This window comes from Streptomyces iconiensis, assembly GCF_028657195.3.
Classification (GTDB): Bacteria; Actinomycetota; Actinomycetes; order Streptomycetales; family Streptomycetaceae; genus Streptomyces; species Streptomyces iconiensis.
In genome coordinates, this window is the sequence record NZ_JANCPR020000014.1 from 49450 (window position 1) to 63145 (window position 13696).

The window sequence follows — 13696 nt, forward strand, 5'->3', positions numbered from 1 at the left end:
CTCCTTCCGGCAGCAGGGACGGGGCTACTGGCCCGGGATGCGTACGGGCGGGGTGAACGGGTTCTTCATGGGGCCGAGCGCCGCCAGGTCGACCTCGACCAGCGACGGCCCTTCCGAGGCGACGGCCCGGCTCAGCACGGGCGCCGCCTCCTCCTCGGAGCCGATGCGCAGATACGGCAGCCCGCACGCGTGCGCGAGGAGCGCGAAGTCGGGGGTCACCAGGTCGACGCCGCTGCGGCGTTCGCTGTAGCGGTCCTGCATGTTGCGCAGCACGCCGTAGCCGCCGTCGTTGAAGACGACGAGGGTCAGCCGGGGCCGCTCCTGTGCCAGGGTCAGCAGCTCGCCGAGGTGCACGGCGAGCCCGCCGTCCCCGGCGAGCACCACGGTCGGGTCCTCCGGCCGCGCCAGTGCGGCGCCGATGCCCATGCCGAGCCCCTGGCCGATGCCGCCGCCGCGCGGGAAGACGTTGTCGCGCGGGTCGTACATCTCCAGCAGCCGGTTGCCCCAACTGCTGGAGGGGATGGTGACATCCCGTGCGACGACAGCGGCGCGTGGCAGTGCGGCGCGGAGCGCGTCGCAGACCGCCGCCTGCGGGCCGATGCTGTCGCGCAGTGCGGCGCGCACCTCGGCGCGTACCGCGGTGACACGGTCGCTCCAGCCCGGCTCCGCGTGCCTGGCGTGCGGCAGCAGGGCTTCCAGCACGGGCGCCGCCTCGCCGTGCAGGGCGTGGGCAGCCGGGTACGCACGGCCGAGCGCGGCGGCGTCCACGTCGATCTGGATGTGCGCTGCGGGCAGCTCAAGCCCGTAGTCGGCGGTCTCGTTGGAGCGGAAGTGGGTGCCGACGGTGAGCAGGAGGTCGGCCTCGGTGAGCAGGGCGCGTGCCGGCGGGCTGGTGGCGAAGTTGCCGATCACCTGGTCGTGGTCCTCCGGCACGCTGCCGCGCCCCGAGTTCGAGGTGAGCAGCCCGGCGCCCGTCGCCTCCAGCAGCCTCGCCAGCTCGTCCCGCGCACCCGTGGCGCCGCCGCCCGCCCACACCAGCGGACGGCGTGCCGAGGCCAACAGGCGTCCTGCGGCGACCAGTTCGCCCGCCGTGGGGGAGGGGGCCGGCGGCGCGTGCCGTTCCTCGGGCTCGTCGGTCTGCGCCGCGTACTGCAGGTCGACCGGCCACTCCACGCTCGCGGGACCGCCGGGCGCTGCGAGCGCGGCGCGGGCCGCCGCGCGGAGGACCCGCCCGGCGCGCTCCGCGTCCGGCACGGTCTCGGCGTGTACCGACACGGCGCGCAGCATGCCGAGCTGGTCCTTGGTCTCGTGGATGAAGCCACGCCCGCTGCCCAGGAACGCGCTCTCCACCTGCCCGGTGACGTGCAGAACCGAACTGCCCGCGCTGAGCGACTCGATCAGCGAACCGGCCGCGTTGCCAGCGCCGGTCCCCGTCGAGGTCAGCGCGCAACCCAGGCCGCCGCGGGCCCGCCCGTAGGCGTCGGCCGCGCTCACGGCCGACGCCTCGTGCCGCACGGGAACGAAGCGCAGCTCGCGGTCCACGGCCTCGACGAGCGGCAGGTTGTGCACACTGACGATGCCGAACACCGTGTCGATGCCGTACTCGCGCAGGACGGTGACGAGGAGATCGCCTCCGGTCGTATCACGCATGGTGGGTGGTCTCCTCAGAGGATGGAGCGGCCGACTCCGCCGCAGACGTCGATGCTGGTTCCTGTGATGTACGAGGCGCGGGGCGAGAGCAGCGTGAGGACCGCGTAGGCGACCTCTTCGGCCCGCCCGAGGCGTCCCAGCGCGATGCCGCGCGAGGCGGCGAGTTCGGTCTGCCACTCCTCGTAGGGCATCCCGGAGTCCGCCGCCTGGTGGCGGCGGGTCCACTGGCCGGTGTCGATGAGGCCGAGGGAGACCGAGTTGACCCGGATGCCGTCGGCGGCCAGTTCCGCCGACAGGGACTTGGTGAGGTTGAGCACGCCCGCGCGCGCCGCGCTCGTCGTGATCAGCCGGGTCTCCGGCTGCTTGGCGAGTACCGCGTTGATGTTGACGAGGCTCGCGGCGCCGGAAGCGGCGAGGTGGGCGCGGGCCGCATGGAGCGGGTTGAGCACCCCGGCGAACTTCAGCTCCAGCTCGTCACGCCAGTCCTCGGCCGTGCACTCGTGCAGGCGTTTCATACGGGAGCTGCCCGCGTTGTTGACGAGTCCGTCGATGCCGCCGAACTCTTCCGCCGCGCGGCCCACGAAGCCGTGCACCGCCTCGGCGTCCCGTACGTCGCAGACCGAGGTCAGCAGCCGGTCCCTGCCGGCTCCCAGCCGCTCGGCCGCCGTGGCCAGCCGGTCGGCGTCACGGCCGCAGGTCGCGACGCGGGCGCCCTCGTCGAGCAGTGCGCCGACCGTGGCGAGGCCGACGCCCGAGCTGCCACCGGTGACCACGAAGGTGCGGTTGGCGAGACCCAGGTCCATAACTCGGTTCTCCTGTACGTCAGTTCATGGTGAAGCCGCCGTTGACGGCGATCACCTGGCCGGTCAGATAGCGGGACTCCTCGCCCAGCAGGAAGGAGAGGACCCCCGTGAGGTCGTCGGGCCGCTGCGGGCGGGAGATCGCACGCCGGGCGCGGTACAGCTCGTGCCGTTCGGCCGGCACGGTCTCGGTCGCCTCGCACTCGGTGAGCCCGGGCGCCACCGCGTTCACGGTGATCCCCTGGTCGCCCAGCTCGCGGGCCATCGCCCGGGTCAGCGCGATGACGGCGCCCTTGGAGGCGACGTAGTGGGCGAGCCGGGGCGAGCCGTACAGCGCGGCGTCCGAGGCGACGTTGACGATCCGGCCCTGACCGGCGAACAGGGGATACAGCGCCTTCGAAACCAGCCAGGGACCGCGCGCGTTGACCGCCATCAGCCGGTCCCACTCCGCGATGCCGAGGTCCCAGAACTCCTTGCCGCCCACGCCGTTGGCGAGCGCCGCGTTGTTGACGAGCCCGTACAGCCGCCCGGACTCGCGCACGGCGGCTGCCAGCCCTTCGACCGAGGCGGGGTCGGAGACGTCGCAGCGTACGAAGCGCGCGTCCAGGCCCTCGGCGCGCAGTTCGGCGGCGGCGTGCTCGCCCCGCTCGCGCTCCAGCTCGGCGACGACGACCCGGAAGCCGTCGGCGCCCGCGCGGCGGGCCGCGACCAGCCCCAGGCCACGGCCCGCACCGGTGACGACGACGGTGCGCGCGCCGTCCGACGGGCTGTCAGTCACGCGTGACCCCGTGCATGGGTGAGTACTCGGGGTAGGACGGCACCTGCGGCTTCTGCGTGCCGATCACGACACAGAACAGGGCGTCGGTCTCGCCCTCGTTCTTGAGCGAGCGGGTCACACCGGCCGGGACGACGATCATGTCCCGGTAGCCGAGCGTGCGGTACTCGGCCTCGTCGGGGCCACGGTGTATGCCCACCCTGACCTCGCCCTCCAGGACGAAGAACGCCTCCTCCACATCGTGATGGGTGTGGGCAGGGCCCTCGGCGCCGGGCGGCAGCAGCATGTTGGAGAAGGTGAAGCCGCCCGAGGGCAGGATGCGGCTGTCCCCCTCGTGGTTGCCCGTGGCGCCGGAGCCGACGTACCGGATCTGGCCCCGGCGGTACTGCGGTCCCGCCTTCTCCTGGAAGGAGAGCGTGTCGAAGTCGGCGACGCGGGAGTCCTTGCTGGCGATCAGGGAGTCGGTGTAGGCGGCCAGGTCGCCGTTGTTGTCGTAAGCGGTCGTGGTCAGAGGCATGCGGAACAGCTCCTACTCGGGAATGGCAGCGGTGATACGGAGATGCGAGAGCACCCAGGCGTTGACGTGCCCCGGCTGCTCCTGATGGGCCAGGTGACCGGCGTCCTTGACGATCACGTAGGCACTCTTGTGGACGGCGCCGGCGAGGGTCTGGCTCGCCTCGACGCCGGTGACGGTGTCCTGGTCGCCGCAGAGCACCAGCGTCGGCGCTGTGACGGCGGCGAGTTCGGCGCGCAGATCGGTGCGGGCCATGGACTCGGCGGCGTACCGGTAGCCCGGCAGCCGTACCGAGGCCGCCATGGTCTCCACGACGCGCCGTACCAGGTCGTCCGGTGCGCCAGGTGAGACCAGCCGGGGCCCGCGCTGCTCGGCGAACGCGCGCGGTCCCTGCTCGGCCAGCTCCTCGGCGCGGGCGCGCATGGCCGCGGCCTTCGCCTCATCGGTGCCCGAACCCGGGCTGGAGTCGGCGACGATGAGCGAGGCGACCAGTTCCGGATGGCGGGTGGCGAGCCGCAGCGCGATCACCCCGCCCCAGGAGACGCCGAAGATGTGCGCCGCCGTGCCGCGTGCGCGGACGAGCGCGGCGGCTGCGTCGGCGAAGTCGTCCAGGGTGAGCGGGTGTTGGGGGTCGGCGGACCGCGCGTAACCGGGCGCGTCCCAGGCCACGACCCTGACATGGGCGGAGAGTTCGGCCAGCTGCGGGGCGAACGCCGCCGACGAGGAACCGATGCCGTGCAGGCACAGCAGCAGCGGCCCCTGGTCCCCGGCCTCGGTCACATGGACACCCGTGCCCTCGCCGGCCGTCTGCCGGGAACTCACGGGCTGTGGTGCCTCCACAGAAGGTGTTTCCCGCGCAGAAGGTGTCCCGTTCACAGGCTGTGTTCCCTTCACAAGCTGTGTTTCCTTCACAAGATGTGCCCCGTCCGCCCGGCGAGCGCCGCGACTCCGCGCAGCACCGCGTACGGCACGACCTGGCTGGTCGCGGGGTTGCCCGGGTCGGGCAGGTGTGCGGCGTCGAAGCGGTACGTGCCGTAGGGGCCCGACGCCTCGACCACGTGCCGGGTGTGGCGTGCCGCGGGGTCGGCCACGACCCTGACCCGGACGGCGTCCGGGTCGCCGACCGCCAGGGCCAGGGAGGCGGCCACGTTCGTGGAGCGCGGGAACTTCGCCGGAACGTCGCGCGCGGTGCCCGACATCACCTCGACGGGACCTGTCGCCGTCCGCATCCGGGCCAGCAACTCCTCGCCCATCCACGGCTGTTCGAGCGTCGCGGGCAGCTTGGTCGTGGTCAGCAGCACCTGGTCCAGCGGGCCGAGCGACCGCGCCGCCTGGAGCAGGTCGAGGCCGCCCAGCGCACCGCCGGTGAAGTACACGCGTCCCGGGCCGGCGGCCAGGAGCCGCTTGGCCAGCTCGTCGTCCGTCAGCGCGCCGGTGGAGGCGATCAGCAGATCGGTGCCGGAGGCCAGCACGCGCTCGCCCCACTCCCGTACAGCGCCCTGACCCGCCGCCTCCACGATCAGATCGCAGTGCTCCAGCGCCTCTTCGAAGGAGAGCTGCCGCGCCGGCGCCGCTTCCCCCAGCGGACGGTTGTCCACGACGCACACCAGCTCGGCCCCGCCGACCTCTCCCCCGGCGAGCGCGGTGCCGACGACCCGGCCGATGGCGCCCCACCCGACGATGCCCACACGCCGCACGCGGGGCACGGGGCCGGATGCGTTCACGCCGCTCGCGGCACGGGCAGCGCTCATGTCGCTCACGCCGCTCGCGGCATTCACATCGCCGGCGGGATGCACATCGCTCACGGCACTCATGCGGTCCCCTCCTTCGCGTCGAGGGGGGCGAGCGGGCCCGGGTCGGGCGTACCGGCCATGTGGCAGCGGATCTCCTTCGACGGCGGCCCGGCCGTCCCCCACAGGTCGGACAGCTCGGGAACCCGCCGCCAGACCCGGGCTATCCAGGCGTCCTCCACGATCTGTGCGACCTCGGACGTGTACTCGCAGACCAGTCCCGAGGGGTCGGTGAAGTAGGAGAAGGTGTTGTTGCCCGGCCCGTGCCGGCCCGGGCCCCACCCGGGGGTCACGCCGTGGTGGCGCAGCCGCCCGAGGCCCCGCATGAAGTGGTCGACCGACGTCATCTCGTAGGCCACGTGGTTGAGGGAGGTCCACTCGGCGCGGTTGAAGGCGATGCAGTGGTGGTCGGCGTTGCAGCGCAGGAACGCCATCTGGTGCTCGGACCAGTCGGAGACGCGCAGCCCGAGCACCTCGCGGTAGAAGGCGACGGCGGCGTCGATGTCCGTGGTGTTGAGCACGGCATGGGTGACGCCGACAGGTACGGAGCCGTCCCGGCCGCGCGGGGCCACCGCCTCGACATGGGCGCTGATCTCGATGAGCCGCTGTTCCGGGTCGGTGAAGCGGAGCCCGTATCCGCCGCCGGCCTGCTCCAGCGGCCCCGGCCCGGCGACGGGCACGATGCCGCGGGCCTGGAGGCGCCGTGCGGCCTCGTCGACCTCGGCGGGGGTCGCGACGGCGAACGCGAGCCGGCCGAGGCCGACGCGGTCGCGCCGCGTCAGCTGGAGCACGTGGTGCTCGTCCCCGGTGGCGCGCAGCCAGCGCGCTCCGTCGTCGGACTCGACGGTCTCCAGCCCCCAGACCTCCTCGTAGAAGTCGGCGGCCTCGGTGAAGGCGGGGGTGTGCAGTTCGACGTAGCGCAGGGAGCGGAGCCGGGCGATCGGCCCGTGGGGCGGAGGATGCATGAGCTACTCCAGGAGCGTGCGGGGGCGTGCAGACGGACGGGGGCTGGGTCAGGGCGAAGGGTGTGCGTGCGGTGTCTCAACCGGCCCAGGCGAGTGGTGCGTCGGAGGTGCCCCAGTAGAGGGACTTCTGCCGCTGGTAGGCGCGGATCGCCTCCCGGCCCTTCTCCGTGCCGAGGCCGCTGTCCTTCCAACCGCTGAACGGTGTGGAGGCGCTGAACTGCTTGTACGTGTTGATCCAGACGGTTCCGGCGTCGACGCGGCGCGCGATACGCCAGGCGGCCCGCGCGTCACGGGTCCAGATGCCGCAGGCCAGCCCGTAGACCGAGGCGTTGGCCTGCCGGACGAGGTCGTCCTCGTCGTCGTAGGGGAGTGCGACGAGTACCGGGCCGAAGATCTCCTCCTGGCAGGTGCGGGCGGTGTTCGGCAGCCCTTCGAGCACGGTCGGCAGGTAGTAGGCGCCGTCCTGGTACCGCTCGCCCCCGGGTGCGCCGCCGCCGCACAGGACGCGGGCGCCCTCCGAGCGCGCGAGGTCGACGTAGGCGGCGACCGCGTCGCGGTGGCGAGCGTGCACCAGCGGGCCGACCTGCGTCGCGGGGTCGGTGCCAGGGCCGACGCGCAGCCCGCGCACCCGCTCCACGAGCCGTTCCATGAAGCTGTCGTAGATCTCCCGGGCGACGAACAGCCGTGAACCGGCCACGCAGGACTGGCCGCTGGACGAGAAGACCCCGAACTGCACACCGGCCAGCGCCTGTTCGATGTCGGCGTCGGCGCGCACGACAGTCGGTGACTTGCCGCCCAGTTCCAGGGAGGCGGGGATCAGCTTCTCCGCCGCCACCCTGGCGATGGATCTGCCGGTCTCGGTGCCGCCGGTGAAGGCGATACGGCCGACGAGGGGGTGCCGCACCACCGCCTCGCCGACCACCCGTCCGCTGCCGGGCAGCACGGAGAGCAGCGCTGTCGGCAGCCCGAACTCCGTGAGGGCCTGGGTGAGGAGACGGCCGAGTGCGAGGGACACCAGGGGTGTCCACGCCGCCGGTTTGAGCAGCACCGCGTTGCCTGCTGCGAGCGCGGGGGCGATCTTCTGCGCGTCGCTGACGATGGGGGAGTTCCAGGGGTTGATCGCGCCGACGACCCCGATCGGTTCGTGCACGCTCATGGTGGTGTACGGGCCACGCGAAGGGGTGAGTGTGTCCTCGGCCGTCTCCAGCACGGCAGCGAGGTAGCGGAACGTGCCGGCCGCACTGAGCGCGAGGGCCCGGGTCTCGGCGCGGGTCTTGCCGGTGTCGGCGGTCTGGAGCGCGGACAGCTCGTCGGCCGACCGCTCGGTCAACTCGCCCATCCGGTACAGCAGTCGGGCCCGCTCATGGGGGAGCAGCGCACACCAGCCGGGGTCGGCCGCCGCCCGCGCCCCGGCCTCTGCCGCCTCGCCGACCTCGTCGGCCGATGCGGTGTGCAGGGTGGCGAGAACGTGCCCGGTGGCCGGGTCGACCGAGTCGAGCGGCTCGCCCGCACCGCGCCGCCACTGGCCCGCGATCAGGATGTCGGTGGGAAGGTGCGGCACGGCTGGACCTCCGGGCGAGGTGGGGGACGGGGAGTTCACGGGCGGTACGTTCCGCGCGCTCCGTACGCCGCACGGCAGGGCTGTGCACGCGTCGGTGGCGGTGGACATGTCCGTGTGCGTGCCGGTGCGGGCGGTGGCCCTCACGGTGCGTGCGGGCGGTGGCCCGACCGGCGCCGCGACTTCTGTGGCGTCGAAGTCCTAGAAAGCTAAGCGCTTAAGTTTTATTGCGCAAGACCCCGTGCGAGGAGGGTGAGGGCGGACTCCGGCCACGGTGGCGGCCGTTGACGCGTGAAGCGGGGCAATACGTGGACAGTCAATACCGCTAAGCCCTTAACCATTGACCGCTTAGATGCTGGCTCCTACTGTCTCCGCAACCTCTCTGTCCGCGGAAGGACTCCTCCATGACAACCGTGGCCGGCAAGCCAGCCCTTGGCTCCATCGCCGCACGGCTCGAACGGCTCCCGCACTCGCGCTGGCACGTCAAGGTCCGATTCCTGATCGGCGCCGTCACCTTCTTCGAAGCGTTCGACCAGTTGCTGGCCGCCTCGGCCCTGCCCGTCCTGATGAAGGAATGGCACCTGACCACGGGGCAGGCGACGCTCGCCGTGTCCTCGGGCTCCGTCGGCATGCTGCTCGGCGCGCTGGCGGCCGGCTGGATGGGGGACAGGATCGGGCGGGTGCGTACCGTCGCGCTCGGTGTCGCCGTCACGGGCCTCGCCAGCCTGGCCGTCGCCCTCGCGGGCGGGCTGGAGAGCTTCTCGCTCTTCCGGTTCGTCCAGGGCCTCGGTATCGGCGGCGTCGTACCCGTCGCCGCCACCTACATCAACGAGATCGCCCGCTCCGACAAGCGGGGCAGGTTCGTCCTGCTCTACGAGATGATCTTCCCCGCGGGGCTGGCCGCTGCCAGCCTGGTCGCCGTCTGGGTGGTGCCCAACCTCGGCTGGCGTGCGATGTTCGTCATCGGCGCCCTTCCCGTGGTGATCGCCGTCCTGCTGCCGCGTCATGTGGCCGAGTCACCACGCTGGTTGCTCTCCCGTGGCAGGACCGAGGATGCCGAGCGGGAGATCGCGCGCATCGAGGTGGAGGTCGCCCGCCATACGGCCGCGCCGCTGCCTGCCGCGACGGCCGACATCCCCGACGAGACGGGTCAGGGCAGGCTGCGCGACCTGTTCAGGGGGCGCTATCTGCGCCGTACGGCGGTGCTCTCCGGCCTGTGGTTCGTCGCCTACTACCTCAACCACGGCATCTCCACCTGGCTGCCTTCGCTCTACACCGACCGGTTCGGCCTGGACCTGACCACCGCGCTCGTCTACACCCTGCTCAGCAACATCACCGGCGTGTTCGGCACCTTCGTGGCCGCCATGGTGATCGACCGCATCGGCCGCCGCCCCGCGCTCGTGGCCGCGCTGAGCGGAGCCACGCTCTTCCTGGGGGTGCTCGCGCTGGCCGGCGCCGTCTCCGGGGGCCAGGTCGCCCTCTTCGCCTCGTGCACGACCATGTGCCTGTACGCGGTCAATGCGGGGCTCTATCTGTACTCGCCCGAGCTGTACCCCACTTCCAACCGGGCCAAGGGCGCCGCTTTCGGCGGCCTGTGGAACCGCGTCGGCGTCATCGTCGGCCCGATCGTCGTCGGCGCCATCACCGCCTCGGGCGGCGGCCTCGAACTCGTCTTCGCGCAGCTCGCCGTGGTGGCGGGGATCGGCGCTGTCATCGCGCTGTGCGCCGTCGAGACCAAGGGCAAGACGCTGGAGCAGCTCAACTCCTGACGGCCTTTCCCGACGCCGCCCCGTCGGCCACGCCGGGAGGAGGAACGGGAGGGGGTGCCCCGTGCCCGTGCCCTTCGCGGCTCCGGGACACCGTCCCCTCCGCCGCCCGCTCACGGGGAGAGGACCCGGCCCGCTCACGAGGAGAGGACCCCACCCGTCCACGGGGAGAGGACCCCGTTCGCGGCGTACATGCCCCTCATCCCCTCAGGGGTAAGATTCTCAGGCACGTGAGAAACCGGGTCGGAGCCTGGCGAGGGGACGAGGATGGCTGGATCAAGGCGTGTGGCACCGGACGCCGTTGCGAAGGTGATCGAGGACTGGGCACGCGAGAGGCCCGAGCTGGACACGAGCCCGCTGGAGGTTCTCGCCCGGCTCCACCGTTCCTTCCTGCGCTACAGCGCCAGGCTGACCGCCTCGATAGAGAGCCACGGGCTGTCCGTCGCGGGCTTCGACGTGCTCACGGCGCTGCGGCGGTCGGGCGAGCCGTACCGGCTGACGGCGGGGCAGCTCGCCGACTCCGGGCTCGTCTCGTCCGCGGGCGTGACGCTGCGGATCGACCGCCTGGAGAAGGACGGCCTGATCACCCGGGAACGCGAACCCGGCGACCGCAGGGTCGTCTACTCGTGCCTCACCGAGAAGGGGCGCGAGACGGTGGACACCGTCTTCGCCGAGCACCTGGACAACGAACACCACATGCTCCAGGGCCTTTCACCGTCCGAGCGCCGTCAACTGGCCAGGCTGCTGCGCAAGTTGGAGACCTCCATCCTCGACTCCAACGAACAGCGCGCCGACTGAGAGCGCGCACCGCGCGCCGGCTGAGAGCGGGCCCCGCGCGCCGAGTTGGGCGCGGCGCGGCCCCTGTCAGGGCAGGGGCTTCGCGCCACAGCGACTCCATAAGGACAACGCGTACAGCGGGTACGGCGTTTCCCGCCACTGCGGTCCGTGGCATGGTGACTCCGGGGCGTGAGTCGTAAGCTGCCGTGCCATGAGGATCCGACTCAGCACGCTTCAGGTGCGGTTGGCCGCCGCTGTGACGCTCTCCGCCCTGCTGCTGACCGGCTGCGGAAGCGACTCCGGCAGCACGTCGGACGCGGGGGACGGGCCGGAGAAGAAGACCCTCACCGTCGCCGCGCTGCCGCTCGCCGACGCGGCCGGCCTGCAGATCGCCCTCGACAGGAAGCTCTTCGAGAAGGAAGGGCTCAGCGTCCGCGTCCAGCCCGTGCAGCAGAGCGTCCAGGCGCTGCCCGCGCTGGCCAAGGGGCAGGTGGACGTCATCGCGGGTGCCAATTACGTCAGCTTCCTCCAGGCCAGGGAGAAGGGCACCCTCAAGACGCTCTTCCTCGCCGAGGCCGCGCGCAACGCGCCGCACATGATGGACGTCCTGGTGCCCCCTGACTCGGACATCCGCAGCGCCAAGGACCTCAAGGGCAAGCGCGTCGCGGTCAACATCCTCAACAACATCCAGTCGCTCACCCTCAACGGCATCCTGCGCGAGAAGGGCGCGGGGCGCCCGGAGTACCGGCAGGTGCCGTTCCCGCAGATGGGCACCGTGCTCAAGCGCGGCCAGGTGGACGCCGTGCACGTGGCGGAGCCGTTCCGTACGGCGCTCAAGCGCGAGCTGAAGGCCCGTACCGTCGTGGACGGTGCCGCTCGGCCCGCCGATGCCATCCCGCTCAGCGGGTACGCGACCACCGAGGGGTTCGCCGAGAAGAACCCCCGTACGGCCGCCGCTTTCGCCCGCGCGATCAACAAGGCGCAGGCCGTCGCTGCGAAGGACCGCGGCGCCGTCGAGAAGGCGCTGCCCTCCTACACCAAGATCAAGCCGGCGGAGGCGTCGGCGATCGGGCTGCCGGCCTTCCCCGACCGGCCAGGGGCAGGCCAACTCGACCGGCTCATCGCCCTGATGAAGGACCAGGACCTGCTGAAGAAGGACCTGGCCGCCTCCGACGTGCTGTACGAGCCGGGTAAGTGAAGCGCGGCGAGGCGCTGTTGGGCTGCGCCGGGGCGGCCGGCGCCTTCGCCGTCTGCGAAACGCTGAGCCGTACCGGGCTGGTGCCCAGCGCCGACCTGCCGCCCGCCTCCGAGGTGCTGGCCCGCGCCGTCGAACTGGGCGGCCAGGCCGCCTTCCTGGACGGCGTCGCCGCCACCCTCCAGGCGTGGGCCGGCGGGCTCGGGCTGGCCTGCGCGCTGGCCGTACCGCTGGGGCTGCTGCTCGGCAGCGTTCCCGCGGCGAACACGGCGGCGCGGGTACTGATCGAGTTCCTGCGCCCGGTCCCGTCCGTCGCGCTGATCCCGCTGGTGTCGCTGCTGCTGGGCTCGGGCACCGCGACGACCGTCACGCTGGTCACCTACGCGGCGGTGTGGCCGATCCTGTTCAACACGGTCTACGGGATGGGGGAGACCGACCCGGTCGCCAAGGACACGCTGCGCGCCTTCGGTTTCGGGCGGTTCGCCGTGGTGCTGCGGGTCGCGCTGCCGTCGGCGGCGCCGTTCATCGCGGCCGGTATCCGCATCTCGGCCGCCACCGCGCTGATCCTGGCGGTGGCCACCGAGATACTGGCCGGTTTCGGTGAGGGGCTCGGCATCTTCGTCGCCCAGGCGGGCACCGCCACCGACGGCACCCGCGACGTACTGGCCGGAGTGGTGTGGGCCGGGCTGCTCGGGCTCGTCATCAACTCCCTGCTCGTGGGCGCCGAACGCCGCCTCTTCCCCTGGACCCCCGACCACCGGGCACGCCGCGCATGACCGGCGGACACCCGGCCACCGGGAGCACGGAGCGTGCAGCCGGAGCGGGTGCCGGAGCGGGTGCCGGAGCTGAAGCCGGGGCCGGAGCTGAAGCCGGAGCCGGTGTCGGTGTCGGTGCCGGAGCCGGTGTCGGAGCTGGTGCTGGAGCTGGAGCCGGGGTTGGAGCGGGGGTTGGGGCCGCACCGGGGCCCGGCTCCCGGCGCACGCGTACGCGCTCCCTGCCGCGTACGCTCCTGCTGCACCTCGGCGTCCCCGTCGCGGCCGTCGCCGCGTGGCAGGTGGCGGCCGAGGCGCACGGCAGCGTGTTCTTCCCGCCGCCTGCGCGGATCGTGGCGCACGCGTACGACCTGTGGTTCTCGGGCCCGGCCCGGCGGCTGTTCCTGACCGACGACGCGGTCGCCAATCTGCTGCCCAGCATCGGCCGGGTGCTCGCCGGTTTCGCGCTGGCCGCGCTCGCGGGAATCGTGCTGGGGCTGCTGCTCGGCCGCTCCCGTACGGCGTACGCGCTGTGCGACCCGGTGCTCCAGTTCGCCAGGGCCGTGCCGCCGCCCGCGCTGGTTCCGGTGTCCGTCGTCTTCTTCGACCTCGGTACGTCGATGCAGCTCGCCGCGATCGTCTTCAGCGCGGTATGGCCCGTACTGATCAACACGGCGGACGGGGTGCGCGGCGTCGAACCGTTGCGGCTGGACGTCGCTGCGGTGCTGCGGATGCCGCTCGCCGCGCGGATCCGGCTGCTGTACCTGCCCTCGGCACTGCCCCGGATCTTCGCGGGGCTGCGGCTGAGCCTGGCGCTCTCGCTGATCCTGATGGTCTTCTCCGAACTGCTGCCCGGCACGGCCGACGGCATCGGCTTCCAGCTCGTCGACGCCCAGACCCGCTCCGACCTGCTCACCGTCTGGGCCGTCCTGCTGTTCCTCGGCGTACTCGGCCATCTGCTCAACACCCTGCTGCTCGCCCTCGAACGACTCGTACACACAGCGCCGTGACCCCGGAAGTCCCGTACACCACCGCCCCGTTCGCCCCCGGCCCGCACGACCGAACCCGCACGCACCCGAGAACCCCGCACGCACCCGAGAACCCTGTACGCACCGAACCCGTACGCATCAGAGAACCCCGTACGCACCTGAGGA

Annotated in this window: 13 protein-coding genes; 5 read left to right on the top strand and 8 right to left on the bottom strand. The window is 72.3% G+C overall.

What is annotated here, in order from left to right:
• Nucleotides 1–24 precede the first annotated feature (24 nt).
• From NMN56_RS16035 to NMN56_RS16070, 8 genes are all read right to left on the bottom strand, one after another.
• Nucleotides 25–1650, bottom strand: coding sequence for a thiamine pyrophosphate-binding protein (locus tag NMN56_RS16035; RefSeq protein ID WP_274039599.1), 1626 nt, complete (start codon nt 1648–1650; stop codon nt 25–27).
• Nucleotides 1651–1664: 14 nt separating this feature from the next.
• Nucleotides 1665–2453, bottom strand: a complete 789-nt coding sequence (locus NMN56_RS16040) for an SDR family oxidoreductase (RefSeq protein WP_274039598.1) — start codon at nt 2451–2453, stop codon at nt 1665–1667.
• A 19-nt stretch (nt 2454–2472) separates the two neighbouring features.
• Nucleotides 2473–3228: an SDR family oxidoreductase gene (locus NMN56_RS16045; protein WP_274039597.1), complete on the bottom strand. Its 756-nt coding sequence runs from the start codon at nt 3226–3228 to the stop codon at nt 2473–2475.
• Entirely contained in the window at nt 3221–3742 is a 522-nt protein-coding gene (locus NMN56_RS16050; RefSeq protein ID WP_274039596.1) for a cupin domain-containing protein, read from the bottom strand. Before NMN56_RS16050 ends, NMN56_RS16045 begins: the two co-directional genes overlap by 8 nt.
• A gap of 12 nt (nt 3743–3754) precedes the next feature.
• A complete protein-coding gene (locus tag NMN56_RS16055; protein ID WP_274039595.1) occupies nt 3755–4561 on the bottom strand; it encodes an alpha/beta fold hydrolase in 807 nt (268 codons plus the stop codon).
• An 86-nt stretch (nt 4562–4647) separates the two neighbouring features.
• Nucleotides 4648–5490 (bottom strand): aspartate dehydrogenase domain-containing protein, encoded by an 843-nt coding sequence (locus NMN56_RS16060; RefSeq protein WP_274039969.1) that lies wholly within the window; start codon nt 5488–5490, stop codon nt 4648–4650.
• Between the two features lie 59 nt (nt 5491–5549).
• Nucleotides 5550–6494 carry a VOC family protein gene (locus tag NMN56_RS16065; protein ID WP_274039594.1) on the bottom strand — a complete coding sequence of 315 codons (945 nt, stop codon included), beginning with the start codon at nt 6492–6494 and terminating at the stop codon, nt 5550–5552.
• A gap of 76 nt (nt 6495–6570) precedes the next feature.
• Nucleotides 6571–8055, bottom strand: coding sequence for an aldehyde dehydrogenase family protein (locus NMN56_RS16070; protein WP_274039968.1), 1485 nt, complete (start codon nt 8053–8055; stop codon nt 6571–6573).
• A gap of 401 nt (nt 8056–8456) precedes the next feature.
• On the opposite strand from NMN56_RS16070, the gene NMN56_RS16075 reads away from it, so the two are divergent.
• From NMN56_RS16075 to NMN56_RS16095, 5 genes are all read left to right on the top strand, one after another.
• The gene (locus NMN56_RS16075; RefSeq protein ID WP_274039593.1) at nt 8457–9821 is read left to right on the top strand and encodes an MFS transporter; all 1365 of its coding nucleotides are present in this window, start codon (nt 8457–8459) and stop codon (nt 9819–9821) included.
• Nucleotides 9822–10085: 264 nt separating this feature from the next.
• Nucleotides 10086–10616, top strand: a complete 531-nt coding sequence (locus NMN56_RS16080) for a MarR family winged helix-turn-helix transcriptional regulator (RefSeq protein ID WP_274039592.1) — start codon at nt 10086–10088, stop codon at nt 10614–10616.
• A gap of 190 nt (nt 10617–10806) precedes the next feature.
• The gene (locus NMN56_RS16085; protein ID WP_274039591.1) at nt 10807–11793 is read left to right on the top strand and encodes an ABC transporter substrate-binding protein; all 987 of its coding nucleotides are present in this window, start codon (nt 10807–10809) and stop codon (nt 11791–11793) included.
• Nucleotides 11790–12566 (top strand): ABC transporter permease, encoded by a 777-nt coding sequence (locus tag NMN56_RS16090; RefSeq protein ID WP_274039590.1) that lies wholly within the window; start codon nt 11790–11792, stop codon nt 12564–12566. The genes NMN56_RS16085 and NMN56_RS16090 overlap by 4 nt, the downstream gene beginning before the upstream one ends.
• A complete protein-coding gene (locus tag NMN56_RS16095) occupies nt 12563–13552 on the top strand; it encodes an ABC transporter permease (protein WP_274039589.1) in 990 nt (329 codons plus the stop codon). The genes NMN56_RS16090 and NMN56_RS16095 overlap by 4 nt, the downstream gene beginning before the upstream one ends.
• The last annotated feature ends 144 nt before the right edge of the window (nt 13553–13696 follow it).